This window comes from Pantoea phyllosphaerae (genome assembly GCF_051025595.1).
Classification (GTDB): Bacteria; Pseudomonadota; Gammaproteobacteria; order Enterobacterales; family Enterobacteriaceae; genus Pantoea.
The window spans coordinates 35,337-61,448 of sequence record NZ_JBPFDE010000001.1; the positions used below are offsets into that span (position 1 = coordinate 35,337).

Annotated in this window: 27 protein-coding genes; 23 read left to right on the plus strand and 4 right to left on the minus strand. The window is 61.8% G+C overall.

The window, feature by feature from the left end:
• Positions 1-132: 132 nt before the first annotated feature.
• Complete coding sequence (sixA, locus tag ACR6A7_RS00195; RefSeq protein WP_434122743.1) at positions 133-615, plus strand: phosphohistidine phosphatase SixA; 483 nt, start codon at positions 133-135, stop codon at positions 613-615.
• Positions 616-648: 33 nt separating this feature from the next.
• Here sixA and smrB read toward each other — a convergent pair whose 3' ends face one another.
• Positions 649-1,197 carry an endonuclease SmrB gene (smrB, locus tag ACR6A7_RS00200; protein ID WP_033791677.1) on the minus strand — a complete coding sequence of 183 codons (549 nt, stop codon included), beginning with the start codon at positions 1,195-1,197 and terminating at the stop codon, positions 649-651.
• Positions 1,198-1,357: 160 nt separating this feature from the next.
• Between smrB and prmB the strand changes: the two genes are divergently transcribed.
• From prmB to ACR6A7_RS00230, 6 genes are read left to right on the plus strand one after another with little or no spacing between them, the layout of a single operon-like run.
• Positions 1,358-2,290, plus strand: coding sequence for a 50S ribosomal protein L3 N(5)-glutamine methyltransferase (gene prmB / locus ACR6A7_RS00205; RefSeq protein ID WP_434122744.1), 933 nt, complete (start codon positions 1,358-1,360; stop codon positions 2,288-2,290).
• 27 nt (positions 2,291-2,317) lie between these two features.
• The gene (aroC, locus tag ACR6A7_RS00210) at positions 2,318-3,403 is read left to right on the plus strand and encodes a chorismate synthase (protein ID WP_434122745.1); all 1,086 of its coding nucleotides are present in this window, start codon (positions 2,318-2,320) and stop codon (positions 3,401-3,403) included.
• Positions 3,404-3,407: 4 nt separating this feature from the next.
• On the plus strand, positions 3,408-4,232 hold the full coding sequence (mepA, locus tag ACR6A7_RS00215; RefSeq protein ID WP_434122746.1) for a penicillin-insensitive murein endopeptidase: 825 nt from the start codon (positions 3,408-3,410) through the stop codon (positions 4,230-4,232).
• Between the two features lie 9 nt (positions 4,233-4,241).
• Positions 4,242-5,039 carry a sulfite exporter TauE/SafE family protein gene (locus tag ACR6A7_RS00220; RefSeq protein ID WP_434122747.1) on the plus strand — a complete coding sequence of 266 codons (798 nt, stop codon included), beginning with the start codon at positions 4,242-4,244 and terminating at the stop codon, positions 5,037-5,039.
• A gap of 50 nt (positions 5,040-5,089) precedes the next feature.
• The gene (locus ACR6A7_RS00225; protein WP_434122748.1) at positions 5,090-5,635 is read left to right on the plus strand and encodes an elongation factor P hydroxylase; all 546 of its coding nucleotides are present in this window, start codon (positions 5,090-5,092) and stop codon (positions 5,633-5,635) included.
• Between the two features lie 31 nt (positions 5,636-5,666).
• Positions 5,667-5,948: a YfcL family protein gene (locus tag ACR6A7_RS00230; protein WP_434122749.1), complete on the plus strand. Its 282-nt coding sequence runs from the start codon at positions 5,667-5,669 to the stop codon at positions 5,946-5,948.
• 31 nt (positions 5,949-5,979) lie between these two features.
• Here the strand turns inward: ACR6A7_RS00230 and mnmC are convergent, their stop codons facing one another.
• Positions 5,980-7,992, minus strand: coding sequence for a bifunctional tRNA (5-methylaminomethyl-2-thiouridine)(34)-methyltransferase MnmC2/FAD-dependent 5-carboxymethylaminomethyl-2-thiouridine(34) oxidoreductase MnmC1 (gene mnmC, locus ACR6A7_RS00235; RefSeq protein WP_434122750.1), 2,013 nt, complete (start codon positions 7,990-7,992; stop codon positions 5,980-5,982).
• Between the two features lie 156 nt (positions 7,993-8,148).
• Here mnmC and fabB point away from each other — a divergent pair, with 156 nt between their 5' ends.
• Together fabB and ACR6A7_RS00245 are read left to right on the plus strand one after the other, a co-directional pair.
• A complete protein-coding gene (gene fabB, locus ACR6A7_RS00240; RefSeq protein WP_033750590.1) occupies positions 8,149-9,369 on the plus strand; it encodes a beta-ketoacyl-ACP synthase I in 1,221 nt (406 codons plus the stop codon).
• A gap of 97 nt (positions 9,370-9,466) precedes the next feature.
• Positions 9,467-10,642 (plus strand): arabinose transporter, encoded by a 1,176-nt coding sequence (locus ACR6A7_RS00245; RefSeq protein ID WP_434122751.1) that lies wholly within the window; start codon positions 9,467-9,469, stop codon positions 10,640-10,642.
• A 17-nt stretch (positions 10,643-10,659) separates the two neighbouring features.
• Here the strand turns inward: ACR6A7_RS00245 and flk are convergent, their stop codons facing one another.
• Together flk and ACR6A7_RS00255 are read right to left on the minus strand one after the other, a co-directional pair.
• Positions 10,660-11,691, minus strand: coding sequence for a flagella biosynthesis regulator Flk (gene flk, locus ACR6A7_RS00250; RefSeq protein WP_434122752.1), 1,032 nt, complete (start codon positions 11,689-11,691; stop codon positions 10,660-10,662).
• A gap of 100 nt (positions 11,692-11,791) precedes the next feature.
• Positions 11,792-12,688, minus strand: coding sequence for a DMT family transporter (locus ACR6A7_RS00255; RefSeq protein WP_434122753.1), 897 nt, complete (start codon positions 12,686-12,688; stop codon positions 11,792-11,794).
• 94 nt (positions 12,689-12,782) lie between these two features.
• On the opposite strand from ACR6A7_RS00255, the gene ACR6A7_RS00260 reads away from it, so the two are divergent.
• From ACR6A7_RS00260 to ACR6A7_RS00325, 14 genes are all read left to right on the plus strand, one after another.
• On the plus strand, positions 12,783-13,562 hold the full coding sequence (locus ACR6A7_RS00260; RefSeq protein WP_434122754.1) for an AraC family transcriptional regulator: 780 nt from the start codon (positions 12,783-12,785) through the stop codon (positions 13,560-13,562).
• Between the two features lie 58 nt (positions 13,563-13,620).
• Positions 13,621-14,754: a 4-phosphoerythronate dehydrogenase PdxB gene (gene pdxB, locus ACR6A7_RS00265; protein WP_434122755.1), complete on the plus strand. Its 1,134-nt coding sequence runs from the start codon at positions 13,621-13,623 to the stop codon at positions 14,752-14,754.
• A gap of 104 nt (positions 14,755-14,858) precedes the next feature.
• Positions 14,859-15,869 carry an aspartate-semialdehyde dehydrogenase gene (locus tag ACR6A7_RS00270; protein ID WP_434122756.1) on the plus strand — a complete coding sequence of 337 codons (1,011 nt, stop codon included), beginning with the start codon at positions 14,859-14,861 and terminating at the stop codon, positions 15,867-15,869.
• Complete coding sequence (gene truA / locus ACR6A7_RS00275) at positions 15,869-16,672, plus strand: tRNA pseudouridine(38-40) synthase TruA (RefSeq protein WP_434122757.1); 804 nt, start codon at positions 15,869-15,871, stop codon at positions 16,670-16,672. Before ACR6A7_RS00270 ends, truA begins: the two co-directional genes overlap by 1 nt.
• A 27-nt stretch (positions 16,673-16,699) precedes the next feature.
• Positions 16,700-17,362, plus strand: coding sequence for a DedA family protein (locus tag ACR6A7_RS00280; RefSeq protein WP_084882521.1), 663 nt, complete (start codon positions 16,700-16,702; stop codon positions 17,360-17,362).
• 150 nt (positions 17,363-17,512) lie between these two features.
• Positions 17,513-18,424, plus strand: coding sequence for an acetyl-CoA carboxylase, carboxyltransferase subunit beta (accD, locus tag ACR6A7_RS00285; protein WP_434122758.1), 912 nt, complete (start codon positions 17,513-17,515; stop codon positions 18,422-18,424).
• Positions 18,425-18,508: 84 nt separating this feature from the next.
• Entirely contained in the window at positions 18,509-19,783 is a 1,275-nt protein-coding gene (gene folC / locus ACR6A7_RS00290) for a bifunctional tetrahydrofolate synthase/dihydrofolate synthase (RefSeq protein ID WP_434122759.1), read from the plus strand.
• Positions 19,773-20,552 carry a cell division protein DedD gene (gene dedD / locus ACR6A7_RS00295; protein WP_434122760.1) on the plus strand — a complete coding sequence of 260 codons (780 nt, stop codon included), beginning with the start codon at positions 19,773-19,775 and terminating at the stop codon, positions 20,550-20,552. The genes folC and dedD overlap by 11 nt, the downstream gene beginning before the upstream one ends.
• A gap of 252 nt (positions 20,553-20,804) precedes the next feature.
• Positions 20,805-21,290: a colicin V production protein gene (gene cvpA, locus ACR6A7_RS00300; RefSeq protein WP_021509181.1), complete on the plus strand. Its 486-nt coding sequence runs from the start codon at positions 20,805-20,807 to the stop codon at positions 21,288-21,290.
• A gap of 36 nt (positions 21,291-21,326) precedes the next feature.
• Entirely contained in the window at positions 21,327-22,844 is a 1,518-nt protein-coding gene (gene purF / locus ACR6A7_RS00305; RefSeq protein WP_434122761.1) for an amidophosphoribosyltransferase, read from the plus strand.
• Between the two features lie 112 nt (positions 22,845-22,956).
• Complete coding sequence (locus ACR6A7_RS00310) at positions 22,957-23,526, plus strand: UbiX family flavin prenyltransferase (protein ID WP_434122762.1); 570 nt, start codon at positions 22,957-22,959, stop codon at positions 23,524-23,526.
• A gap of 268 nt (positions 23,527-23,794) precedes the next feature.
• Positions 23,795-24,577 (plus strand): lysine/arginine/ornithine ABC transporter substrate-binding protein ArgT, encoded by a 783-nt coding sequence (gene argT / locus ACR6A7_RS00315; protein ID WP_434122763.1) that lies wholly within the window; start codon positions 23,795-23,797, stop codon positions 24,575-24,577.
• 127 nt (positions 24,578-24,704) lie between these two features.
• Positions 24,705-25,391, plus strand: a complete 687-nt coding sequence (locus ACR6A7_RS00320; protein WP_033750538.1) for a histidine ABC transporter permease HisQ — start codon at positions 24,705-24,707, stop codon at positions 25,389-25,391.
• Positions 25,388-26,104, plus strand: coding sequence for an ABC transporter permease (locus tag ACR6A7_RS00325; protein ID WP_434122764.1), 717 nt, complete (start codon positions 25,388-25,390; stop codon positions 26,102-26,104). The genes ACR6A7_RS00320 and ACR6A7_RS00325 overlap by 4 nt, the downstream gene beginning before the upstream one ends.
• The last annotated feature ends 8 nt before the right edge of the window (positions 26,105-26,112 follow it).

Below are 26,112 nucleotides of genomic sequence, written 5' to 3' on the forward strand. Positions count from 1 at the left end.
GAGAAGCGCTTATTTAATAAACAACCGGTTGACTATACTCAAGGCATTGGGGTACAACACAGCGTTCATTCGCAGAATGAAGAGTCAGGCGCCTCCGCGCCGGGCGATATCGACAAACAACAGCGGTGCTTTATGCAAGTTTTTATCATGCGTCACGGCGATGCGGCTCTTGAAGCCGCCAGTGATTCGGTCCGACCTCTCACCCACTGTGGCTGTGACGAATCACGCCAGATGGCGAGCTGGCTCAACAGCCAGACGGTGGAGGTAGAACGTGTGCTGGTCAGTCCCTATCTTCGGGCCCAGCAGACGCTGGCGACGGTACGCGAAGCGTTAACCCTGCCGGAAGGGCAGGAGATTTTGCCGGAGCTGACGCCCGGAGGCGATCCTGGGCTGGTGGCCTGCTATCTGCAGGCGCTGGGAAATCAGGGCGTGAAGTCGGCGATGGTGATTTCGCATCTGCCGCTGGTCGGCTATCTGGTTTCTGAGCTCTGCCCGCAGGAAGCGCCGCCGATGTTCGCCACCTCCGCCATCGCCTGCGTCGATTTCGATCCCGCCAGCTGCGAAGGCAAGCTGTTGTGGCAGGTCAGCCCCTCTAAACTGGCGAAGGCCATATAACGCCCGCGGGCCGCGCAGACGGCCCATCCCTTCTCAAGGCAGCTCGGGCGGTTGCCACTCCTCCACCTCAATCAACACCAGCAGCGCCGCATCCCCGCCGAACATTTTCGGCGCCTGATGGAACGCCATCACATAGGGATGCTGCGCCAGCCAGAGCGGCGTCTGCTGCTTAAGAATATGCTTGCCGTGGCCGGTCATCACGCTGGCGCAGAACAGATGCTCGCGGCGACAGGCGGCGATCAGCGCGCCCAGCTCCTGTTTAGCCTGCTGCTGCGTCAGGCCGTGCAGGTCGAGGAAAATCTCCGGCGTATAGTCGCCGCGCCGCAGCTTTTTCAGCTCGTAGTGGCTGACGTCGGCGCGCACGTAGCGCGTCGCGCCCTCGGTCGCCAGCAGCGGCTGAAACTCGTCGGAAAAGTAGTGGCTGTTGTCCACCTGTTCGGAAATCAGCCGCTTCAGCGGCAGCTCGCGGCTTTTCACCGCAGGCTTATGCACCACGGTATCCTGCTTGATTTTGCGCGTGCCGCTCATCAGCTGGCGAAACAGCGCTTTGTCGTCGTCGTTAAGAGAAGTTTTTTTACTCATTGCAGGCGAATCTTGTCTGATAAGGCTGGAAAACAGCGAATGGCGTTACCTTACCGCCCGATCCGCTAATTGTCAGCTTTTTCACCTTGCTGCGCTGAATTCTCCCCGGCTTCATGGCACACTATCGGCCGATTTAGCAATTGGGCCTGCGGAGGGCTACGTGGACAAAATTTTCGTCGATGAGGCAGTCAACGAACTGCACACCATTCAGGATATGTTGCGCTGGGCGGTCAGTCGTTTTTCCGCCGCCGGGATCTGGTACGGTCACGGCACCGACAATCCCTGGGACGAAGCGGTGCAACTGGTCCTGCCCACGCTCTGGCTGCCGCTGGACATTCCGGAAGATATGCGCAGCGCGCGCCTTACCGCCAGCGAGCGTCACCGCATCGTTGAGCGCGTGATCCGCCGCGTCAACGAGCGCATTCCGGTCGCCTACCTCACCAACAAAGCCTGGTTCTGCGGCCACGAGTTCTACGTCGACGAACGCGTGCTGGTGCCGCGCTCGCCGATTGGCGAACTGATTGAAAACCGCTTCGCCGGCCTGGTTGCCGAGACGCCACGCCATATCCTCGATATGTGCACCGGCAGCGGCTGCATCGCGATCGCCTGCGCTTACGCCTTTCCGGAAGCGGAAGTGGATGCGGTGGATATCTCTTATGACGCGCTGGCGGTTGCCGAGCAGAATATCGAGGATCACGGTTTGATCCATCAGGTGACGCCGATCCGCGCCGATCTCTTCCGCGAGCTGCCGCCGGTAAAATACGATCTGATCGTCTCCAATCCGCCCTACGTGGACGCGGAAGATATGGAAGATCTGCCGAACGAATATCGCCATGAGCCGGAACTCGGTCTGGCGGCGGGCAGCGACGGCCTGAAGCTGGTGCGCCGCATTCTTGCCTGTGCGCCAAATTATCTGAGCGACAACGGCGTGCTGATCTGCGAAGTCGGCAACAGCATGGTGCATATGATCGATCACTATCCCGACGTGCCCTTTACCTGGCTGGAGTTCGACAACGGCGGCGATGGCGTCTTTATGCTGACGCGCCAGCAGATCGTCGACGCACAACATCACTTCTCTATTTATAAAGACTGAGCGAACGCTTCGTAACAAGGAATCCCCATGGCCGGAAACAGCATCGGACAATTCTTTCGCGTAACCACTTTTGGCGAGTCGCACGGCATCGCGCTGGGCTGCATCGTTGACGGCGTGCCGCCGGGCATTCCGCTGACCGAAGCGGATATTCAGCACGATCTCGACCGCCGCCGTCCCGGCACCTCGCGCTATACCACCCAGCGTCGCGAGCCGGATCAGGTGAAAATTTTGTCCGGCGTCTTCGAGGGGGTCACCACCGGCACCTCGATCGGCCTGCTGATTGAAAATACCGACCAGCGTTCGCAGGATTACGGCGCGATCAAAGATCTCTTCCGTCCCGGCCACGCCGATTACACCTACGAGCAGAAGTATGGCCTGCGCGACTACCGCGGCGGCGGCCGCTCGTCGGCGCGTGAAACCGCGATGCGCGTTGCCGCGGGCGCGATTGCCAAAAAATATCTGCAGATGAAGCACGGCGTCGTGGTGCGCGGCTATCTGGCGCAGATCGGCGACGTGGCGTGCGAGCTGAAGGACTGGAGCATCGTTGAAGAGAACCCGTTCTTCTGTCCAGATGCCAGCAAGCTGGAGGCGCTGGACGAGCTGATGCGCGCCCTGAAAAAAGAGGGTGACTCCATCGGGGCTAAAGTGACGGTCATGGCGGAGAACGTGCCGCCGGGCCTCGGCGAGCCGGTTTTCGATCGGCTTGATGCTGACCTCGCACATGCGCTGATGAGCATCAACGCGGTGAAAGGCGTGGAGATCGGCGACGGCTTTGCGGTGGTAAACCAGCGCGGCAGCCAGCATCGCGACGAGATCCGCGCCAGCGGCTTCCAGAGCAACCATGCCGGCGGCATTCTCGGCGGCATCAGCAGCGGCCAGACCATCAGCGCCAATCTGGCGATGAAGCCGACCTCCAGTATTACCGTGCCGGGCCAGACCATCACCCGCCGCGGCGAAGAGGTGGAGATGATCACCAAAGGGCGGCACGATCCCTGCGTGGGCATTCGCGCCGTGCCGATCGCCGAAGCGATGATGGCGATCGTGCTGATGGATCACCTGCTGCGCCAGCGCGCGCAGAACGGTGACGTCAACAGCACCGTGCCGCGCTGGTGACGCCATGAAATCACTGCTTATTCTCGTATCGACGCTGCTCTTCAGCGCCTCAGCCCTGGCCGCGACGCCGTGGCAGCGTATTCAGCAGCCGATCCCGGGCAGCGCGCAGTCTATCGGCTCTTTCGCCAACGGCTGCATCGTCGGCGCGCAGGCGCTGCCGCTCAACGCGCCCGGCTATCAGGTGATGCGCCAGGATCAGCGGCGCTATTTCGGCCATCCCGATCTCATCCTGTTTATTCAGCGCCTCAGCGCCCAGGTGCATAACCTGCAGCTGGGCAACGTGCTGATTGGTGATATGGGCATGGCGGCGGGCGGGCGCTTCAGCAGCGGACACGCCAGCCATCAGACCGGGCTCGACGTTGATATCTGGCTGCAGCTGCCGAAAACCCGCTGGAGCGCGCAGCAGCTGCTGAAGCCGCAGCCGCTCGATCTGGTGACGGCGGATGACAAAAGCGTGGTGGCGCGTCACTGGCGGCCGGAGATCGACAGCCTGATCAAGCTGGCGGCGAAAGACAACGATGTGACGCGTATCTTCGTCAATCCGGCGATTAAAAAGCAGCTATGCGCCGACGCAGGCGCAGACCGCGACTGGCTGCGTAAGGTGCGCCCGTGGTTCGCGCATCGCGCGCATATGCACGTGCGTCTGCGCTGCCCGGCCAACAGCATCGGCTGTGAAGATCAGCCTGCACCGCCGCCGGGCGACGGCTGCGGCGCCGAGCTGGAGAGCTGGTTCCTGCCGAAGAAACCGGGCAGCGGCGCGCCGGTGAAGCGTGAGCCGCCACCGCTGCCGCAGGCGTGTCAGGCGCTGCTGGATAAACATCTTTTATAAGGGATCGCCATGGAGTGGTTCGTCGTCAGCCCGATAGTGGTCGGGGTGCTGTTTCTGGTCGCCGTGCTGGCGGCGTTTATCGACTCTATCGCCGGCGGCGGCGGGCTGCTTACCGTGCCTGCGCTGCTGGCGGCCGGTTTATCGCCTGCGCAGGCGCTGGCTACCAATAAACTGCAGTCCGTCGGCGGCTCGTTCTCCGCCAGCCTCTATTTCATCCGCCGCGGCGCGGTCAACCTGCGCGAACAGCGGCTCAATATCGCCATGACCTTTATCGGCGCGGTGCTGGGCACCCTGCTGATCCAGCACCTGAACGCCGACGCGCTGCGTCAGGTGCTGCCGCTGCTGCTGATCGCCATTGGCCTGTGGTTTCTGCTGATGCCGCGCCTCGGCGAAGAGGATCGCGCGCGTCGCCTTTACGGGCTGCCATATGCGCTGGTGGGCGGCGGCTGCATCGGCTTCTACGACGGCTTCTTCGGCCCGGGCGCCGGTTCCTTCTATGCGCTCGCCTTTGTCACCCTCTGCGGCTTCAACCTTGCCAAAGCCACCGCGCATGCCAAAATTCTGAATTTCACCTCGAATTTCGCCAGCCTGCTGTTCTTTATGTTCGGTGGCAAAGTGATCTGGGGTATCGGTTTAATTATGCTGATCGGCGCCTTCTGCGGTGCACGGCTGGGGGCGCGGCTGGTGCTGAGCCGTGGACAGAAACTGATCCGCCCGATGGTGGTCATTGTTTCTGCGGTTATGAGCGCGAAGCTGCTGTGGGACGCTCACGGCAGCGCGCTGCTGGCGTGGATCGCCGCGCTGTAATACATTCATTCCCGGCGCCGCGATAATGACGCCGTTTTTACGATGACACCATGAACACGACGCACCATTACGAACAACTGATTACGATTTTCGATAGCTGCTTTCGCGACGAGTTTCAGACCCGTCTAATTAAAGGCGACGATGAGCCCATCTATCTTCCGGCAGACGAGCGTTCGCCGTGGCACCGCGTGGTGTTCGCCCACGGTTTTTACGCCAGCGCGCTGCACGAGATTTCTCACTGGTGCATCGCCGGCGAGGCGCGGCGCAAGCTGGTGGATTTTGGCTACTGGTACTGTCCGGACGGCCGCGACGCCCAGACGCAGAGTCAGTTCGAGTCTGTGGAGATTAAGCCTCAGGCACTGGAGTGGATGTTCTGCGTTGCAGCAGGCTTCCCGTTCAACGTCAGCTGTGACAATCTCGATGGAGATTGTGAGCCGGATCGCGTCGCGTTTCAGCGTAAGGTCCATGCGCAGGTCATCTCTTATCTGGAGAAGGGCATCCCTGCACGGCCCGCGCGTTTTATCGCCGCGTTAGCGGACTTTTATGGCACGCCTGCACTGACGTCAGCACAGTTTCCCTGGCCAGACGATCTGTGATGAGTGCAGACAATATTAAAGAGGAATTGAGATGATCGCAGAATTTGAAGCGCGTATTCTGGCCCTGATTGACGATATGGTCGATCACGCCAGCGATGACGAGCTGTTCGCCAGCGGCTATCTGCGCGGTCACCTGACCCTCGCGGTCGCGGAAATCGAACAGTCGGGCGACCATACGCCGGAAGCGTTGCAAACCCAGGTTGCCAACAGCCTGCAAAACGCCATTGCCGCTGGCGAACTCTCGCCGCGCGACCAGGTGCTGGTGGTGGGCATGTGGGACAATCTGTTTCAGCAGGCGCGTCAGACCGCCTGATTTCACGGGGCGGCGCCGTGCCGCCCCGATGCTATCTTCCCGCTTTTTTCCCTTTCAGCAGCTTTCTCACCCAGTAGCGGTTCGGGCTGAGCGCGGCCAGCGTCGCGCTATCCAGCGGCTGCGGTTCGCCGCTCATCTGCGCCGCCAGCGCTTCGGCGGCGAGCGGCGCGCTGCACAGCCCGCGCGAGCCGAGCGCCCCCAGCACAAACAGACCCGCGTAATGCGGCGCCTCGGCGATCGCTTCGCCGCGCGCACGCTGGTCGGCAAGATCCTGATAGCGCGCCAGCGTCGCCTCATAGTTGGGCAGCGCGCCCGCCATCGGCAGATGGTCGCGCGTGGCGCAGCGCACGCCGATGCGCGCCTCGCCTGCGCTGACATCCACCTTTTCCGCCCAGCGGCGGCCCGGCAGCGAGTGGAGCAGCCGCGTGCGGTTCTGCTGCTGATCCTCTTCGCGGTAAGCGGTGGCGGTCTCGCCGCGATGATAGCTGGCGCCGATGCAGTGCGTGGCGAACTGCGGGCTGACCGGCGTCAGGTAGCCGTCGTAGCAGAGCACGGTTTGCAGCGCGTCAAGGCCGGGCGTACTGGGCACGTGGCTCACCTGGCCGGCAACCGCATAGGTCGGCAGCGGCGCGCTTTGCGGCAGGGCGCTGAGCGCATGGCCGGTCGCCAGCGTCACGTTGTGATGCGTCGCCGCGTTGCCATCGGCGAAGCGCAGCGTCCAGCCCTGTTCCGTCGGGGCGAGCTGCGTCAGGCGATGGAGCCAGTGAATGCGCAGCCCCAGCGTTTCAGCGTGCGCCAGCAGGCTGGCGGTGAGTTCAGCGGGCGAAAGCCAGCCGCCGAGCAGATAGTAAATGCCGCCGACCCCCAGCTCGACCTGCGCCAGCGCCTCGGCCTCTTCAGGCGTGACGCCGCGCGCGATCGCCTCCGGCAGCGCCATCGCCAGCATCTGCGCGATTTTGTCGGCGCTTTTCTCATCCCAGCCGAGCTGCAGCACGCCGCTCCAGCAGTGCTCATAATTTACCGGCGCCGCGTCATAGAGACGGCGCGCAAAGCTAAAGGCGGCGGGGAAGAAGCGCGCCAGCGCCGGATCGTGCTGGTTCAGCAGCGGATAGAGCGCGCCCTGACGATTGCCCGACGCGCCCAGCGCGGCCGCTTCGTCGGCGCAGTAGAGCGTCACGCGCCAGCCGCGGCGCAGCAGGGCGAGCGCCAGCACCGCGCTCGCCACCCCGCCGCCGATAATCGCTGTTTCTCTTTCCCGTGCGGCGGGGCGCGCAAACCAGGGCTGCGTGACCGGCAGATCCGGCGCGTGCGTCAGGGTGCCGCACAGCATCTCACGCTTCGCGCCAAATCCTTTGCGGCGGCTGACCTCGAAACCCGCCTCCTGTAGTCCGCGGCGCACGAAACCGGCGGCGGTAAAGGTGGCGAAGGTACCGCCGGGTCGGGCCAGCTTCGCCATAGCGTTGAAGAGGCGCGGCGTCCACATATCGGGATTTTTCGCCGGAGCGAACCCGTCGAGGAACCAGGCGTCTACCTGGCGATGCAGGCTGTCATCAAATGTCTCTATAAGGGTATTAATATCGCCAAGCCAGAGATCGAGCGTCACGCGTCCGCCGTCGAACAGCAGACGCTGGCAGCCGGGCAGGGCGACCGGCCACTGCCGTTGCAGCTGCTCGGCCCAGGGCTGAAGCGCTGGCCAGCGCTGATGCGCCGCCGTTAAGTCGGCCTGCGTCAGGGGGAATTTTTCCACGCTGATAAAATGCAGCCGCCGCAGGGCGGCGTCGGGGTGCGCCTGCTGGAAGGCGTCAAACGCCTGCCACAGCATAAGAAAATTAAGGCCGGTGCCGAAGCCGCTCTCCGCGACGATAAAGAGATCGCGCGGATGACGCGCGAAGCGATCGGGCAGATCGTTGCCGCCGAGAAACACGTAGCGCGTCTCTTCCAGACCGTTGTCATTGGAAAAATAGACGTCGTCAAAGGCTCGGGAAACAGGTGTACCCTGTTCATTCCAGCTTAGCTGGGCATGTTCGACCGGGGATAATTTCACAGCGAAGGCTCATTTTTCAGGCAGTGGCGCGATTTTAGCGACCAGGGTCACATGACGCAAATTTACAAAAGGAAATGGCTGATCGGACTTGTTCGGCGTACAAGTGTAAGCTAGAGTGCACGTCAATCCAAAAAGAAGTGGAATGAGGACAACTGAATGAAACGTGCAGTGATTACTGGCCTGGGGATTGTTTCCAGCATTGGTAATAACCAGCAGGAAGTGCTCGCTTCTCTGCGTGAAGGCCGTTCCGGCATTACCTTCTCCCAGGAGATGAAGGATTCCGGCATGCGTAGTCACGTCTGGGGTAACGTCAAACTGGATACCACCGGCCTTATCGATCGCAAGATTGTGCGTTTTATGAGTGATGCGTCCATCTATGCCTACCTCTCCATGGAAGAAGCGATCAAAGATTCCGGTCTGACCGACGAACAGTATCAGAGCAACCCGCGCGTGGGTCTGATCGCCGGCTCCGGCGGCGGTTCACCGCGCTTCCAGGTGTTCGGCGCTGACGCAATGCGCAGCCCGCGCGGTCTGAAAGCGGTCGGCCCCTACGTGGTGACCAAAGCGATGGCGTCTGGCGTTTCTGCCTGCCTCGCTACGCCGTTTAAAATCCACGGCGTAAACTACTCTATCAGCTCCGCCTGTGCGACCTCCGCGCACTGTATCGGCAATGCGGTTGAGCAGATCCAGCTCGGCAAACAGGACATCGTCTTTGCCGGCGGCGGCGAAGAGCTCTGCTGGGAAATGGCCTGCGAGTTCGACGCCATGGGCGCGCTCTCCACGAAATATAACGACGCGCCGGAAAAAGCGTCTCGCACCTATGACAGCGAGCGCGACGGCTTTGTCATCGCTGGCGGCGGCGGCATGGTAGTAGTGGAAGAGCTGGAGCACGCGCTGGCGCGCGGTGCGCACATCTACGCTGAAATCGTCGGCTACGGCGCCACCTCTGACGGCGCGGATATGGTCGCGCCATCGGGCGAAGGCGCGGTGCGCTGCATGAAGATGGCGATGCACGGCGTGGATACGCCGATCGATTATCTTAACAGCCACGGCACCTCCACGCCGGTGGGCGACGTGAAAGAGCTGGGCGCTATCCGTGAAGTTTTCGGCGACAACACGCCGGCTATTTCCGCTACCAAAGCGATGACCGGCCACTCACTGGGCGCGGCGGGCGTACAGGAAGCGATCTACACCCTGCTGATGCTGGAGCACGGCTTTATCGCGCCGAGCATCAACATCGAAACGCCGGACCCGGCGGCGGAAGGCATGAACATCGTCACTAAACCGACGGAAAAAGCGCTGACCACCGTGATGTCCAACAGCTTCGGCTTCGGCGGCACCAACGCCACCCTGACGATGCGTAAGTTTCAGGCATAATTGCTAAAAATGTTTTATAAAGGGCCGGTCTGACCGGCCCTTTTTGTTTTTGTGGATCGGGTGCAGGCGCGTTTGACAACAGGGAGCTTCGTCCGTTATGACTACCACCGCAACTGAACCGCAGGCCGCATCTACCTTGCCGCTGGCCTGCTCCTCGCTGGCCGTCTTTATGACCTATCTCACCGCCGGGCTGGCGCTGCCGGTTATTCCGCTCTATGTGCATCAGGAACTGGGCATGAATAACGTGATGGTCGGCGTCGCGGTGGGCATACAGTTTTTCGCCACCCTGCTGACGCGCGGCTTTGCTGGTCGCCGCGCCGATCGGCACGGGGCGAAGCGCACTACCCAGCAGGGGATGCTGGCGATTATGCTGGTGGGTGTCGCCTACCTCGCCGCCGCGCTGCTGCCAGCCCCGGCGCTGGTTAAATTCGCGCTGCTGGCGCTGGGGCGTCTGCTGCTCGGCTTCGGCGAAAGCCTGCTGCTTACCGGCAACCTGACGTGGGGGCTGGGGCTGGTGGGCGCCAGGCGATCCGGCCTGGTGATGTCGTGGAACGGCATGGCGATCTACGGCGCGCTGGCGGCTGGCGCGCCGCTCGGCCTGATGCTGCATCAGCACGGCGGCTTTGCGCTGCTGAGCGCGGTAGCTACGGCGCTGCCGCTGGTGGCGCTGGCGCTCAACAGCGCTATCCGGCCGGTGCCGGTGGTGGGCGGCGAGCGGCCTTCGCTGTTCAGCGTGATCCGCACCATTTTTCAGCCGGGCCTCGCGCTGGCGCTGCAGGGCGTCGGCTTTGCGGTGATCGGCACCTTCACCTCGCTCTACTTCGCCGCGCAGCAGTGGGGCAACGCGGGCTTTACCCTGACGGCATTCGGCGTCGCCTTTGTGCTGGTGCGTCTGCTGTTCGGCGGCATGCCGGATCGGCACGGCGGTATTCGCGTCGCGCTGGTTTCGCTGCTGGTGGAGGCGGCAGGTCTGCTGCTGCTGGCGTGCGCCGCTGAAGGCGGGACAGCGCTTATCGGGGCGGCGCTGACCGGCTGCGGCTGTTCGCTGATTTTCCCGGCGCTGGGCGTGGAGGTGGTGAAACGCGTTTCGCCGCAGGTGCGCGGCACGGCGTTAGGCGGTTTCTCCGCCTTTCAGGATGTCGCCTACGGCGCCAGCGGGCCGATTGCCGGACTGCTGGCGACCGCGCTTGGCTACGGCTCGGTCTATGTGGCTGGCGCCTGCTGCGCACTGCTGGGCATCTTCATTACCTGGCGTTTTTCGCGCCGCGCCTGAAGTGCGCGGCGGCTCACTCAGATCACCAGCCAGAGCAGTAAGAGGACGACGATCAGCGCCGCGGCGATGCCCAGCATTGGGCGCTGCGCCAGCGGCTGGGGCAGCACGGCGATAAAAGGTGCCCAGATGGGCTGCGGGCGCAGCGCGCTGTCGGCCAGCGGCTGTTCCTGATGCCTTTCGGCGCGGCGCGCAAAAAGATGGTTGAGCAGATCCTGGGTCTGCGCCGGGGTCAGAATCGTCTGCGGCGTCGCCTGGAAGCGCTGCAGGCTGTAATCCTCCAGCTGCTGGCGTTCATTGCTATCAAGCGGCTGCTTCAGCGAGGCCTCGAGCACCTGCAGGGTAGGGGCGCTGTGCTGGCTCAGCGTCTGACGCACCTGCAAATATTGCGTCAAAAGCGGGAAGTGGCGCGACGGAATGGGGTCGCCGCTGGTGAGGTTGGCCAGCTTCAGCGCCGAAGCCCAGATCTTGCCGGTGGATTCGCCGGTGGCAGCGGCCAGCCGCGCGATCTGCTGGTTCAGCGTCTGGTGCTCGGCAGGCAGCAGCGTGCGGTCGGTGGTGCGCGACTGCTGGGGCTGCGGAATTGCCATCTGGCCGTTCTGCAGCATGGTCAGCACCTGACGCAGCTGATCCTGCGAAAGGGAACTCAGCACCGTCTGGCCGAACTGCTGACGAATAAAATCGCTGACCGCCTGACGATTATTGCCCTGCGGCAGCAGATCGGTGAGCTGAGTCAGCAGCTGACGCGTGGCGCGTCCGGTCTCCGCCTGCGTCAGACGGCTATTAAGGTACTGTTCCGCCGCCGGAAAATGGCGCGACTGCAGCTCCGCCTCGCTTTTTACCCCTACTTCGCGCTGCACGCCTGCCCAGAGTTCAGGCGCTTTTAAGGTGCTGAGAGAGATAATGCGCACGATCAGGCGTTCCAGCGTGGTGCGCTGGGCCGGTGAGAGTGGCTGGTCGCCAGGCGCCGCGCCGGGACGGGACGCGCCGTTTAACGGCGGAACAGCAGAACGATCGCCCATCGGCGCACCGGGGCCGCTAAGAGGTTGCATGGCGGAATCCTTGAAAACAAGACAGCGTGGGGTGCGCCGGAAAAAAGATGCGCCATGATAGCAAAAGCCCCCGAGAAATCCCACGGGGGTCTCTGTTTATTCAGCCGGGCGTCGGCTCCGCCTCAGGACGCCTGAGCGGCGTCTTCAGACGCTGAGCGAGGATGACGCCCACCAGCGTCATGGCGCCGCCGATCCAGTGATAAGCGCGCAGCTGTTCATGCAGAAACAGCACCGCGATGATGGCGGTAAAGGCGGGAACCAAATTCATAAAAATGCTGGTGGTGCTGGCGCCCAGACGCTGCACGCCGAGGATCCACAAGAAGGGCGCGATAATCGAGGCGAACAGCCCGGCAAACAGTACCAGCGGGATATTCTGCGCGTTGAGCGCGACGCTGGGCGCGTGCAGAAATCCCGGCAGCAGCAGCAGCACGCCAAAAAAGATTTGCACGTAGAGGCTTTGCCAGGTTGGCAGGGCGATTGCCCAGCGTTTAGTCAGCACGCCGTAGAGCGCGTAGGAGGTTGAGGCGGCCAGCATCATCAGCTCGCCGCTGCCGAGTCGCTGGTGCAGCAGCTGGGCGGGGTGGCCTGCGCTCACCAGCCACACCAGCCCCGCGAACGACAGCACGCCGCCGATGAGAATGCCGCGCGTCGGCGCCAGCCGCAGCAGCAGCAGGCTCAGCAGAATGGTGAGCAGCGGGATAGTGGCGCCAAGAATGCCCATCATCACCGCCGAAACGCTGTGCGCCGCGTAGTAGGCCAGGCTCTGGTAGAGCACCATGCCGAGCAGGCCGAGTATCAGCAGGCGTCCCAGGCTGGCGCGGATGGCACGGCGATGTCGCCACACGCCCGGCAGCGCAAAGGGCGTGAGCACCACCAGCGCCAGCAGCCAGCGGTAAAACGAGATGGCGGCGGGATCGATGCTGCCGGCGGAAAGCTTGCTGACGATGGTGTTCACCGACCAGATCAGCACCGCCAGCAGTGGAAAAAGTAAATTCATGCTCTTCTCCTGGAGAGGTAGGCGACCAGTTTACTTTTGACCGCTTTTAGGGAGATAGTTAAAAACAGACAAAAAACGTTGCTGACCGGACAGAATGAGTTTACAGGTTAAATACCAGCCGCCCGAAGATGCGCTGCGGCTTCGCTACTTTATGCGCTATGAACAAACCAATGCGAAAACCGAATATCTGCCGCACGCCCATGAATGGGGGCAGGTGATCTTTGTGACGCGTCACGTGCTGGAGATGAACGTCGAGGGCGAACGGCTGCTGACGCCCGCCAGTATCCCCATCTGGATCCCGCCGCGACAGCAGCACGCCAGCTACAACCATCAGCAGGCGCAGTTCCGCACCTTTAATCTCGCCGCCGCGCTGTGCGACGGCCTGCCGCAGCAGGCGTGCCTGCTGAACGTCGACGCCATCGTGCATGCGATTATGGACGAATTTGCGCGCCTCGGCCTTGAACAGCCTGAGAGCGCGGAGCAGTGGCGGCTGTGCGAGGTGCTGCGCGATCGGCTGCGGCTGGCGCCGGTGCAGGAGAGCTATTTGCCGGGTTCGCAGGATAAGTTTCTCGCGCCCGTGCTGCACGCGCTGGAGGCGCATCCCGGTGACAACACCACGCTGGCGGAGTGGGCGGCGCGGGTCTTTACCACGGAGCGCACCCTGGCGCGCCGCTGCCGTCAGGAGCTGCATATGTCCTTCGGCGAGTGGCGCCAGCGGCTGCGTTTTCTGCACGCCGTCGCGCAACTGGGGCAGGGCAAAAGCGTGCAGGCGATTGCGCACGATCTCGGCTATAGCTCGGCGTCGGCGCTGATCGTCATGTTCCAGCAGCAGGCGGGCACCACGCCGGATCGCTACCGCGCACGCCTGGGTTAACCGGCGCGTTTGTGCCATAATAACGCATCTCAATAACGCAACCAGCAGGAAAGCCGTGGTGAAGATTCTTGTCGATGAAAATATGCCCTATGCGCGCGAGCTATTCAGCCGTACCGGCAGGGTGCTGGCGGTGCCGGGTCGTCCGCTGCCGCAGCAGGAGCTGGATGATGCCGACGGCCTGATGGTGCGCTCGGTGACGCAGGTCAATGAAGCGCTGCTGGCGGGCAAGCCGGTGAAGTTCGTCGGCACCGCCACGGCGGGCACCGACCATATTGACGACGCCTGGCTGGAACAGGCGGGCATCGCCTTCTCCGCCGCGCCGGGCTGCAACGCTATCGCGGTGGTGGAGTATGTCTTCTCCGCGCTGCTGCTGCTGGCGGAGCGCGACGGCTTTGCGCTGCGCGACCGCACCGTCGGCATCGTCGGCGTCGGCAACGTCGGCGGTCGGCTGCAAAAACGGCTGGAAGCCTGGGGCGTAAAAACCCTGCTGTGCGATCCGCCGCGCGCCGATCGCGGCGACGCAGGCGACTTCCGTTCGCTCGACGCGCTGGTGGCGGAGGCGGATATCCTGACCTTCCATACGCCGCTGTTCAAAGAGGGGCCCTATAAAAGCTGGCATCTCGCCGATGCGGCGCTGCTGATGGCGCTGAAGCCCAACGCCATTCTGATCAACGCCTGCCGCGGGCCGGTGGTGGATAACGCCGCGCTGCTGGAGGTGCTGAAGATGCGCGCCGACCTCAGCGTGGTGCTCGACGTCTGGGAGCCGGAACCGGCGCTGTCGCTCGACCTGCTGGATCGCGTAGATATCGGCACTGCCCATATCGCTGGCTATACGCTGGAGGGGAAAGCGCGCGGCACCACCCAGGTATTCGAAGCCTGGTGCGACTTCCTCGGCCAGCCGCAGCAGGTGCCGCTCAGCGAGCTGCTGCCAGCGCCGGAATTCAGCAGCATCACGCTTAACGGCCCGCTCGATCAGCCAACGCTGAAACGTCTGGCGCATCTGGTGTATGATGTGCGCCGCGACGACGCACCGCTGCGTAAAGTGGCGGCGAAACCCGGCGAATTCGACCGCCTGCGCAAAACCTATCAGGAGCGCCGCGAGTGGTCATCGCTGGAGGTGATCTGCAACGACGCAGAAACCGCCAGCCTGTTGAACGCCCTCGGTTTTTGCGCGCGTCTCAACAACAGCTAAATTAATCTTCTCGCCGCGCCGGACGCGGCGGGGGATAATTCCGAAACCTGGGCGGTGAATATCACCGCCTTCTGTTTTTATGTCATTGTCTGGAGTAAACCAACATGTCTGACGGCTGGAATATTGCGCTACTTGGCGCGACAGGCGCAGTAGGGAACGCTGTACTGGAACTGCTGGCGGAACGCCAGTTCCCGGTTGGTGAATTGTATCTGCTGGCGAGTGAAAACAGCGCCGGCGAAACGCTGCGTTTCGACGGGCGCTCGCTGCGCGTCGAAAACGCAGCCGGTTTTGACTGGTCGCAGGCGCAGCTCGCCTTTTTCGTCGCCGGACGCGACGCCTCGGCGCGCTATGCCGACGAGGCCGCCAGCGCCGGTTGCCTGGTGATCGACAGCAGCGACTGCTTTGCGCTGTCGCCGGACGTGCCGCTGGTGGTGCCGGACGTTAATCCGCAGGTGCTGGCGGACTACCGCAACCGCAACCTGGTGAGCGTCGCCGACAGCCTGACCAGTCAGCTGCTCAGCGCCATCAAGCCGCTGGTTGACGCGGCGGGCCTGGGCCGTTTGCAGGTCACTAACCTGCTCTCCGTCTCCAGCCACGGCAAAAGCGCGGTCGACGGCCTGGCGGGCGAGAGCGCGCGACTGCTTAACGGCGTGCCGGCGGAAGAGCACTTTTTTGGCCGTCAGCTGGCGTTTAACCTGCTGCCGCAGCAGGCCGACGCGGAGGGCAGCGTCGCCAGCGAACGTCGCCTGGTTGAGCAGGTGCGTAAGGTGCTGCAGGACGACGGGCTGCCGATAGCGGTCACCAGCGTGCAGGCGCCGGTGTTTTACGGCAACGCGCAGATCGTGCACCTGGAGAGCCTGCGTCCGCTGTCGGCGGACGAGGCGCGCGCCGAGCTGACGCAGGTGGCCGATATCAACCTGAGCGACGAGGAGAGCTATCCGACGCAGGTGGGCGACGCTTCTGGCAACGAACAGCTCAGCATCGGCTGCGTGCGTAACGACTACGGCATTCCCGAGCTGCTGCAGTTCTGGTCGGTGGCGGACAACATTCGCTTCGGCGGCGCGCTGATGGCGGTGAAAACGGCTGAGAAGCTGGTGCAGGAGTACCTCTGGTAATGTCGGAAGGTCAGACCTATAAGCTGGCGCTGGGCGTCGAGTATGACGGCAGCCGCTACTACGGCTGGCAGCGCCAGCAGGAAGTGCGCAGCGTGCAGGAGAAGCTGGAAAAGGCGCTGTCGAAGGTGGCGAACCATGAGGTAAGCGTGTTCTGCGCGGGCCGTACCGACGCTGGCGTGCACGGCACCGGTCAGGTGGTGCACTTTGAAACCACGTCATCGCGCGCCGACGGCGCCTGGACGCTGGGCGTTAACGCCAACCTGCCGGAAGATATCGCCGTGCGCTGGGTAAAAGCGGTGCCGGACGACTTCCACGCGCGCTTCAGCGCGACGGCGCGGCGCTACCGCTACCTGATCTACAACCAGCGGCTGCGTCCGGCGATCCTGGGACGCGGCGTCACCCATTTTTATCATCCGCTGGATGCTGAGAAGATGCACCGCGCCGGGCAGTGCCTGCTGGGCGAAAACGACTTTACCTCGTTCCGCGCCGTGCAGTGCCAGTCGCGCACGCCGTGGCGCAACCTGATGCACCTGAAGGTCACGCGCCAGGGGGCGTTCGTTATCGTCGATATCAAGGCCAACGCCTTTGTGCATCACATGGTGCGCAATATCGTCGGTAGCCTGATGGAGATCGGCTGCGGCAACCAGCCGGAGGAGTGGATGGCGACGCTGCTGGCGGCGAAAGATCGCACCCTGGCGGCGGCGACGGCGAGAGCGGAAGGACTCTATTTAGTGGCGGTGGATTATCCGTCGCATTTTGCGTTACCCGAACCGCCAATGGGGCCGTTGTTCCTGGTGGATTAATTAAGCAGGTCATTTCAGAGAGGCGTTATGGAGTTCGTCCATTTTTTGGTTGATTTTATTCTGCATATTGATGTGCATCTGGCCGAGCTGGTTGCGCAGTACGGCATCTGGATTTACGCCATTCTGTTCCTGATCCTGTTTTGCGAAACCGGGCTGGTGGTCACGCCTTTCCTGCCGGGCGACTCGCTGCTGTTTGTGGCGGGCGCGCTGGCGGCGCTGCCGGGCAACGATCTCAATGTCCACCTGATGGCGGCGCTGCTGGTGGTGGCCGCCGTGCTGGGCGACGCGGTGAACTACACCATCGGGCGTCTGTTCGGCGAGCGCCTGTTCAGCAACCCGAACTCGCGCATCTTCCGCCGCAGCTATCTCGATAAAACCCATGCGTTTTACGATCGCCACGGCGGCAAAACCATTATCCTGGCGCGTTTCGTGCCGATTGTGCGCACCTTTGCGCCTTTCGTCGCCGGCATGGGGCATATGTCCTATCGCCATTTCGCCCTGTTTAACGTCGCTGGGGCGCTGGCGTGGGTGCTGCTGTTCTCCTACGCAGGCTATCTGTTTGGCGACCTGCCGGTGGTGCAGGAGAACCTTAAGCTGCTGATCGTGGGGATCATTGTGGTGTCGGTGCTGCCCGGCGTGATCGAAGTGTGGCGTCACCGCCGCCAGGCAAAACAGAGCAAACAGCCATAACAGGTTCGGTCGCGCCGCGGTTAGACCAGATTTTTATCCACAGTCGGAATGGGTTGTGGTTTAATGAGCGACATTTCATGTCTGCTGAAGCGGTTTTCAGCGGCAAATAAGATGACTGGACCAGGTCAGTTTTAAACAAAAAGGTCTTCAATGAGCTGGATTGAACGCATTCTTAATAAAAGCAACGTTACGCCTGCACGCCGTGCCAGCATCCCGGAAGGGGTCTGGACCAAGTGCGACAGCTGCGGTCAGGTTCTGTACCGCGCCGAGCTGGAGCGTAATCTTGAGGTCTGCCCGAAGTGCGACCATCACATGCGCATGCACGCCCGCGAGCGCCTCAACAGCCTGCTCGACCAGGGCACGCAGACCGAGCTGGGCAGCGAGCTGGAGCCGAAGGATATCCTGAAATTCCGCGACTCCAAGAAGTATAAGGATCGCCTTGCCGCTGCGCAGAAAGAGACAGAAGAGAAAGACGCGCTGGTCGTCATGAAAGGTCAGCTGCACGGCATGCCGGTTGTGGCCGCCGCATTCGAGTTCGCCTTTATGGGCGGCTCAATGGGTTCGGTGGTCGGTGCGCGCTTCGTGCGTGCGGTCGAGCAGGCGCTGGAAGACAACTGTCCGCTGATCTGCTTCTCCGCCAGCGGCGGCGCACGTATGCAGGAAGCGCTGATGTCGCTGATGCAGATGGCGAAAACCAGCGCCGCGCTGGCCAAAATGCAGGAGCGCGGTCTGCCCTATATTTCGGTGCTGACCGACCCGACCATGGGCGGCGTTTCCGCCAGCTTCGCGATGCTGGGCGACCTTAACGTCGCTGAGCCGAAGGCGCTTATCGGCTTCGCCGGTCCGCGCGTTATCGAGCAGACCGTACGTGAAAAACTGCCGCCGGGCTTCCAGCGCAGCGAGTTCCTGATTGAGAAGGGCGCGATCGATATGATCATTCGCCGCCCGGAAATGCGTTATAAACTGGCGAGCCTGCTGGCGAAGATGATGAATCTTCCCGCGCCGCTGCACGATGGCGAACCGACCGCGCCTGCGGAAGCGCCGGAAAGCAACGAGGCCTGACAGGAGAGAGAGGCGCGCGCCGCGCCTTTCACCAATGCACCGTCGAACCGGCTGAACCGGGTCAAAATCTGTTAAACGGGACATATGGACACTCTTCACCTTCCTCAAGCCACGTCGCCTTTGGCCACGTGGCTTTACTATCTTGAGCATCTGCACACGCAGACCATCGAGCTGGGCCTGGATCGCATTCGCTGCGTCGCGCAGCGCCTCGACCTGTTAAAACCCGCACCCTTCGTCTTCACCGTCGCCGGCACCAACGGCAAAGGCACCACCTGCCGTACGCTGGAAACGCTGCTGATGGCGGCGGGCTACCGCGTCGGCGTCTACAGCTCGCCGCATCTGGTGCGCTATACCGAACGCGTGCGCGTGCAGGGCGAAGAGCTTGACGAAGCGCTGCATACCGCCAGCTTTGCCAAAATCGAAGCGGGACGCGGCGACGTTTCCCTGACCTATTTTGAATTCGGCACGCTCTCCGCGCTGAACCTGTTTCAACAGGCGCAGCTCGATGTGGCGATCCTTGAAGTCGGGCTGGGTGGCCGCCTGGACGCTACCAATATTGTCGACGCTGACGTGGCGGTGGTGACCAGCATCGCGCTGGATCATACCGACTGGCTCGGCCCCGACCGTGAGAGCATCGGCCGCGAGAAAGCGGGCGTGTTTCGCGGCGGCAAGCCTGCGGTGGTCGGTGAGCCAGATATGCCCGCCAGCATCGCCGCCGTCGCGGCGGAGAAGGGCGCATTGCTGTTGCGGCGCGACCACGACTGGCGCTACAGCCAGCAGCCGGAAAGCTGGGCCTACCGCGACGCGCAGGGCGAGCTGAACGATCTGCCGCTGCCGCAGGTGCCGCTGCCCAATGCGGCTACGGCGCTGGCGGCGCTGCGAGCCTCCGGCCTGAAGGTCAGCGAAGCGATTATCCGCCATACCCTGCCGCTGGCGATCCTGCCTGGCCGTTTTCAGACGGTAAGCGAATCGCCGCGCGTGATCCTCGACGTAGCGCATAATCCGCATGCGGCGAGCTATCTGGCGTCGCGCCTGGCGCAGCTGCCGAAACGCGGCCGGGTGCATGCGGTGGTAGGGATGCTGCATGACAAAGATATTGCCGGCACGCTGGCGGCGCTGGCGCCGCAGATCGATCGCTGGTACTGCGCGCCGCTTGACGGTCCGCGCGGTGCCACTGCCGATGAGCTGATGGCGCATCTGCCTCGCGACGCGGCCACCGCCTTTGCCGACGTGGAGAGCGCCTGGCAGGCGGCGCGCGGCCAGGCCGAGGCGCAGGAGATCGTGCTGGTATGTGGATCTTTCCATACCGTGGCGCAGGTCATGGAATCGACAGAGACGGAGAAAGGTCGTGGCAAGTAAGTTTCAGAACCGCCTGGTCGGCACCATTATTCTGGTGGCGGTCGGCGTGATTGTCCTGCCGGGCCTGCTGGACGGCAAAAAGAAGCACTACAAAGAGGAGTTCGCAGCGATCCCGCTGGTGCCGAAGCCGGACGATCAGCAGGATAGCGAGATGGTGCCACCGGTAACCCAGCCGCTACCGGCGCAGCCGCCGCAGGGCGCGGGCAGCGCGGTAAGCAGCGGCGGCAGCGCCGTCAACAACCCGGTTGCCGAGCAGGGCAACGCCACGCCGCAGCGCGAAAGCGAGCCCAGCGTAGTGACGCCGCCGCCGGTGCATCAAAGCGCGCCAGCGAAACCGCGTCAGGTTGAGCAGCCGAAAACCCGACCGGCGGAACAGCCGAAAGCAAAACCGGCCGAGCAGCCAAAAGCGCAGGCGAAACCGGTCGAGCAGCCGAAAACGGCTGAGTCGAAGCCGGTGGAAACGAAGCAGAGCGAACCCGCGAAGCCGGTGGAAACGCCGAAGGCCGCCGAGCAGAGCGCGCCTGCCGGTCAGGCTTACGTGGTGCAGCTCGGCGCGCTGAAAAATGCGGCGAAGGTCAGCGAAATTGTGGCGAAGCTGCGTCTGTCGGGCTACCGCGCCTTTACCGTGCCGTCGACGCCGGTGCAGGGCCAAATCACCCGTATCTATGTCGGTCCGGACGCCTCGAAAGCCAAACTGCAAGGCTCCCTTGCCGAGCTGCAAAGCGTCTCCGGCCTCGGCGGCGTGGTGAAGCCCTACAGCGCGCGCTGAGGCATCAATTGGCGCCGCCTATGGCATAAACAGGCGGCGCCGCACGCAGGGTTAAAGCCGCGCTGCGCATGATAATTAGTTTTGATTCAACGGCTTGAAGGGTTGAATCTTCAGAGGGCGAGGAAAGTTTTTTTCATCGCCCTTTTTATGGAAGGTGAAAAGGAAAAGCGCTACGCAAACGTTTTCTTTTTCTGTTAGAATGCGCCCCGAACTGGATGCAGGGGTGCAAACGCACTGGCGCTGGAAGAGTTCATGATCTGGATTGATTACGTCATTATTGCGGTAGTTGGTTTTTCGGCTCTGGTCAGCCTGATTCGAGGGTTTGTCCGCGAAGCCTTATCTCTCGTTACCTGGGGATGCGCGTTTTTTGTCGCCAGTCATTACTACGCCTACCTTGCAGTCTGGTTTACAGGTTTTGACGACGAACTGGTGCGTAACGGCATCGCCATCGCGGTGCTGTTCGTCGCGACGCTGATTGTCGGCGCGATAGTCAACTATGTGATCGGCTCGCTGGTTGAAAAGACCGGCCTGTCGGGAACCGACAGGGTGTTGGGGGTCTGTTTCGGGGCGTTACGCGGCGTGCTGATCGTTAGCGCGATCCTTTTCTTCCTCGACACATTCACCGGCTTTTCCAAAAGTCCGGACTGGCAGCAGTCCCAGCTCATTCCCCAGTTCAGTTATATAATCAGATGGTTTTTTGACTACCTGAAAAGCACGTCGAGTTTTTTGCCCCGGTGACGCCACCGGGAGTGCGGCTAATGAGGAAATGACAACATGTGCGGTATTGTTGGTATCACCGGGTTTATGCCGGTCAACCAGTCGATCTATGATGCGTTAACGGTGCTGCAGCACCGCGGGCAGGACGCCGCAGGCATTTGTACTATCGATGCGCTGAAGTGCTTCCGTCTGCGTAAGGCGAACGGCCTCGTCAGCGATGTCTTTGAAGCTCGCCACATGCAGCGTCTGCAGGGCAATATGGGGATCGGCCACGTTCGCTACCCAACCGCAGGCAGCTCCAGCGCCTCTGAAGCGCAGCCGTTCTACGTTAACTCTCCGTACGGTATTACGCTGGCCCATAACGGCAACCTGACTAACGCGCACGACCTGCGCAAGCACCTGTTTGAAAAGGGCCGCCGTCACGTCAACACCACGTCAGACTCTGAAATCCTGCTGAATATCTTCGCGCAGGAGCTGGACCGTTTTCAGAACGACCCGCTGGAGTCGGACAACATTTTCGCTGCGGTGGCGGCGGTGCATCAGCAGGTGCGCGGCGCTTACGCCGTTGTCGCCATGATCATCGGCCACGGCATGGTCGCCTTCCGCGATCCCAACGGCATTCGTCCGCTGGTGCTGGGCAAGCGCGTGCTGCCTGACAGCCGCGTCGAGTATATGGTGGCCTCCGAGAGCGTGGCGCTTGATACGCTGGGCTTTGAGTTCCTGCGCGACGTCGCGCCGGGCGAAGGCGTCTATATTACCGAGCAGGGCCAGCTCTTTACGCGCCAGTGCGCCGAAAACCCCAAAAGTAACCCGTGCCTGTTCGAGTACGTCTACTTTGCGCGTCCCGATTCGTTCCTCGACAAAATCTCCGTCTACAGCGCGCGCGTGCGCATGGGCACCAAGCTGGGCGAGAAAATCGCTCGCGAGTGGGAAGATCTCGATATCGACGTGGTGATCCCGATTCCGGAAACCTCTACCGATATCGCGCTGGAGATCGCGCGCATTCTCGACAAGCCCTACCGTCAGGGGTTTGTGAAAAACCGCTACGTCGGCCGCACCTTTATCATGCCGGGCCAGCAGCTGCGCCGCAGCGCCGTTCGCCGCAAGCTCAACGCCAACCGCGCTGAGTTCCGCGACAAGAACGTGCTGCTGGTGGATGACTCTATCGTGCGCGGCACCACCTCCGAGCAGATTATCGAGATGGCGCGCGAAGCGGGCGCGAAACGCGTTTACCTGGCGTCCGCCGCGCCGGAAATTCGCTTCCCGAACGTTTACGGCATCGATATGCCGAGCGCCACCGAGCTGATCGCGCACGGCCGTGAAGTCGATGAGATCTGTCAGCTGATCAAAGCTGACGCGCTGATCTTCCAGGATCTGGATGACCTGATCGAAGCGGTGCGCGAAGAGAACCCCGATATCGCCCAGTTTGAATGCTCGGTGTTCAACGGCGTCTACGTCACCAAAGATGTCGATCAGCAGTACCTGGAGTATCTCCAGTCGCTGCGCAACGACGACGCCAAAGCGCTGCAGCGCCAGAACGAAGTCGAGAACCTCGAGCTGCATAACGAAGGTTAAGCGCGTTCTCAGCGATAACAGGAAAAGCACGGGGCGGAGAAATCCGCCCCGTCTGTTTTCCTGTTCTGGCCCGCGCTATCATAGCGCCTCTCTGAACCCGCAAGGAATACGCATGAAACGACTCATCATTGGCATCTCTGGCGCAAGCGGCGCGATCTACGGCGTGCGGCTGCTGCAGGTGCTGCAACAGGTCAGCGAGGTGGAAACCCATCTGGTGATGAGTCCGGCGGCGCGGCAGACGCTGAGCCTGGAAACCGACTACACGCTGCGCGAAGTGCAGGCGCTGGCCGATGTGGTGCACGACGTGCGCGATATCGCCGCCAGCATCTCGTCGGGATCGTTTAAGACCCTGGGCATGGCAATCCTGCCCTGCTCGATGAAAACCCTCTCCGGCATCGTGCACAGCTACAGCGACAGCCTGCTGACGCGCGCCGCCGACGTGGTGCTAAAAGAGCAGCGCAAGCTGGTGCTGGGCGTGCGCGAAACCCCGCTGCATATTGGTCATCTGCGCATGATGACCACCGCCGCTGAGCTGGGCGCGGTGATTATGCCGCCGGTGCCAGCGTTTTATCATCGCCCGCAGTCGATTATGGAACTGGTGGATCAGACGGTTAATCGCGTCGTCGATCAGTTCGACATTTCGCTGCCGCAGGATCTTTTTACGCGCTGGAACGGTGCATAAGCGTCATATTTTGCACTTTTAAAGTGCAAATGCGCGCGGGCGATCACTCTTCGTGCATTTGGTGCACCAAAAGTTAACAAGGTCGCTTTTTCTCTCTGACATCACTGATATATTCCCCTCACAAACCCGGCGACGACGCCTTGCTGGCGCGCCGCCGGGTGCGCGAATGGCTTGCATTGCTGGCATGAAATATGCAAGAAATATGTGGCTTAACAAGCGCAAACACATCACGCACCCATAACAAAAAGCACTTCACTGAGGGTAATCTATGAAAAAGCGAGTTCTGGCTCTTTCTCTCATGCTGGGCCTGACCAGCGCCGCCAGCGTTTTCGCCGCGGTGCCGTCGTCGATTCGCATTGGGACTGACCCGACTTACCCGCCGTTTGAATCGAAAAACGCGCAAGGAGAGCTCGTTGGCTTCGATATCGATCTCGCCAACGAAATCTGTAAACGCATTAATACGAAGTGCACCTATGTCGAAAGCGATTTCGACGCGCTGATCCCGTCGCTGAAAGCGAAGAAGATCGACGCCATCATCTCCTCGCTCTCCATTACTGCCAAGCGTCAGGAAGAGATCGCCTTCTCCGACAAACTCTACGCGGCCAACGCTCGCCTGGTGGCGCCGAAAGGATCAAAGATCCAGCCGACCATTGAGTCGCTGAAGGGTAAGAACATCGGCCTGCTGCAGGGCACTACGCAGGAAACCTACGCTAACCAGAACTGGCGCCCCAAAGGTGTCAACGTGACGCCTTACGCAAACCAGGATCTGGTTTATCAGGATCTGAACGCGGGCCGTATCGACGCGGCGTTTCAGGATGAAGTGCAGGCGAGCGAAGGCTTCCTCAAGCAGCCGGTAGGCAAGAACTACGCCTTCGCCGGTCCGGCGGTGAAAGACGACAAGATTTTTGGCGTCGGCACCGGCATGGGACTGCGTAAAGACGATAGCGAGCTGAAGGCGGCCATCGACAAAGCGTTCGAGGCGATGCGCAAAGACGGCACTTACGACAAGATCGCGAAAAAGTATTTTGATTTTAATGTGTACGGTGACTAACCCTGTCGACCTTTACCTGATCCTTCTGCGTTGAGCCGCATGGCACAACGCGCAATCTGGTCAGGACTGCCCGCTGGTGCGCCCGCGGGCAGGACATTAATGTTTTCTCCACGACAGGATCGATTACATGTTGTACGGCTATTCCGAGGTTATTCTCAAAGGCACCCTGGTGACGCTGGAGCTGGCGCTCAGCTCGGTGGTGCTGGCTGTTGTGCTCGGCCTGATCGGCGCGGGCGCAAAACTCTCCCGCAGTCGCCCGCTGGCGATGCTGTTTGAAGGCTACACCACGCTGATCCGCGGCGTACCCGACCTGGTGCTGATGCTGCTGATTTTTTACGGCCTGCAGATCGCCCTTAACGCGCTGACCGACGCCATGGGCCTCGCCCAGTTCGATATCGACCCGATGGTGGCCGGTATCATTACGCTCGGCTTTATCTACGGCGCCTACTTCACCGAAACCTTTCGCGGCGCGTTTCTCGCCGTGCCGAAAGGGCAGATCGAAGCGGCTACCGCCTTCGGCTTTACCGGCTCGCAGGTTTTTCGCCGCATTCTCTTCCCCGGCATGATGCGCTACGCGCTGCCCGGCATCGGCAATAACTGGCAGGTGATCCTGAAAGCCACGGCGCTAGTGTCGCTGCTGGGGCTGGAAGATGTGGTGAAAGCGACGCAGCTGGCGGGTAAAAGCACCTGGCAGCCGTTCTACTTCGCTATCGTCGCCGGCGCGATCTATCTAATCTTTACCACGCTGTCGAACGGCGTGCTGTGGTGGCTGAATCGCCGCTACTCGGTCGGCGTAAAAAGGGCGGAGTTATGATCGATATTATTCAGGAGTACTGGAAATCCCTGCTCTGGACCGACGGCTATCGCTTTACCGGCGTCGCCATTACGCTGTGGCTGCTGATCCTGTCGGTGGTGATCGGCGGCTGCCTGGCGGTGCTGCTGGCCATTGCGCGCGTCTCGCCGAACCGTTTTATCAGCACGCCGGTCTGGCTCTTTACCTACGTGTTTCGCGGCACGCCGCTTTATGTGCAGCTGCTGGTGTTCTACTCCGGCATGTATACGCTGGAGGTGGTCAAAGGCTCGGAGCTGCTTAACGCCTTTTTCCGCAGCGGGCTGAACTGTACGCTGCTGGCCTTTACCCTTAATACCTGCGCCTATACCACGGAGATTTTCGCCGGGGCGATCCGCGCCGTGCCGCACGGCGAAATCGAGGCGGCGCGCGCCTACGGCTTCTCTACTTTTAAGCTCTACCGCTGCATTATCCTGCCGTCCGCGCTGCGTACCGCGCTGCCCGCCTACAGCAACGAGGTGATCCTGATGCTGCACTCGACGGCGCTCGCCTTTACCGCGACGGTGCCGGACCTGCTGAAGATCGCGCGCGATATTAACTCGGCGACCTATCAGCCCTTTACCGCCTTTGGTATCGCGGCGGTGCTCTACCTGATTATCTCTTATGTGCTGATTAGCCTGTTCCGTCTGGCGGAGCGTCGCTTCCTCGCACATATCAAACCTTCGTCATCGCATTGAGTAGAACT

Excerpts from the sequence above, each read along its gene's own strand:
- ACR6A7_RS00245 (WP_434122751.1), top strand. The coding sequence starts at position 9,467 with ATGACTACCACCGCAACTGAACCGCAGGCCGCATCTACCTTGCCGCTG.
- ACR6A7_RS00220 (WP_434122747.1), top strand. The coding sequence starts at position 4,242 with ATGGAGTGGTTCGTCGTCAGCCCGATAGTGGTCGGGGTGCTGTTTCTG.
- folC (WP_434122759.1), top strand. The coding sequence starts at position 18,509 with ATGGACACTCTTCACCTTCCTCAAGCCACGTCGCCTTTGGCCACGTGG.
- ACR6A7_RS00260 (WP_434122754.1), top strand. The coding sequence starts at position 12,783 with ATGAGTTTACAGGTTAAATACCAGCCGCCCGAAGATGCGCTGCGGCTT.
- accD (WP_434122758.1), top strand. The coding sequence starts at position 17,513 with ATGAGCTGGATTGAACGCATTCTTAATAAAAGCAACGTTACGCCTGCA.
- cvpA (WP_021509181.1), top strand. The coding sequence starts at position 20,805 with ATGATCTGGATTGATTACGTCATTATTGCGGTAGTTGGTTTTTCGGCT.
- ACR6A7_RS00270 (WP_434122756.1), top strand. The coding sequence starts at position 14,859 with ATGTCTGACGGCTGGAATATTGCGCTACTTGGCGCGACAGGCGCAGTA.
- purF (WP_434122761.1), top strand. The coding sequence starts at position 21,327 with ATGTGCGGTATTGTTGGTATCACCGGGTTTATGCCGGTCAACCAGTCG.
- smrB (WP_033791677.1), bottom strand. The coding sequence starts at position 1,197 with ATGAGTAAAAAAACTTCTCTTAACGACGACGACAAAGCGCTGTTTCGC.
- truA (WP_434122757.1), top strand. The coding sequence starts at position 15,869 with ATGTCGGAAGGTCAGACCTATAAGCTGGCGCTGGGCGTCGAGTATGAC.
- ACR6A7_RS00255 (WP_434122753.1), bottom strand. The coding sequence starts at position 12,688 with ATGAATTTACTTTTTCCACTGCTGGCGGTGCTGATCTGGTCGGTGAAC.
- ACR6A7_RS00230 (WP_434122749.1), top strand. The coding sequence starts at position 5,667 with ATGATCGCAGAATTTGAAGCGCGTATTCTGGCCCTGATTGACGATATG.
- sixA (WP_434122743.1), top strand. The coding sequence starts at position 133 with ATGCAAGTTTTTATCATGCGTCACGGCGATGCGGCTCTTGAAGCCGCC.
- ACR6A7_RS00280 (WP_084882521.1), top strand. The coding sequence starts at position 16,700 with ATGGAGTTCGTCCATTTTTTGGTTGATTTTATTCTGCATATTGATGTG.
- mepA (WP_434122746.1), top strand. The coding sequence starts at position 3,408 with ATGAAATCACTGCTTATTCTCGTATCGACGCTGCTCTTCAGCGCCTCA.
- aroC (WP_434122745.1), top strand. The coding sequence starts at position 2,318 with ATGGCCGGAAACAGCATCGGACAATTCTTTCGCGTAACCACTTTTGGC.
- argT (WP_434122763.1), top strand. The coding sequence starts at position 23,795 with ATGAAAAAGCGAGTTCTGGCTCTTTCTCTCATGCTGGGCCTGACCAGC.
- flk (WP_434122752.1), bottom strand. The coding sequence starts at position 11,691 with ATGCAACCTCTTAGCGGCCCCGGTGCGCCGATGGGCGATCGTTCTGCT.
- ACR6A7_RS00225 (WP_434122748.1), top strand. The coding sequence starts at position 5,090 with ATGAACACGACGCACCATTACGAACAACTGATTACGATTTTCGATAGC.
- ACR6A7_RS00310 (WP_434122762.1), top strand. The coding sequence starts at position 22,957 with ATGAAACGACTCATCATTGGCATCTCTGGCGCAAGCGGCGCGATCTAC.
- ACR6A7_RS00320 (WP_033750538.1), top strand. The coding sequence starts at position 24,705 with ATGTTGTACGGCTATTCCGAGGTTATTCTCAAAGGCACCCTGGTGACG.
- fabB (WP_033750590.1), top strand. The coding sequence starts at position 8,149 with ATGAAACGTGCAGTGATTACTGGCCTGGGGATTGTTTCCAGCATTGGT.
- ACR6A7_RS00325 (WP_434122764.1), top strand. The coding sequence starts at position 25,388 with ATGATCGATATTATTCAGGAGTACTGGAAATCCCTGCTCTGGACCGAC.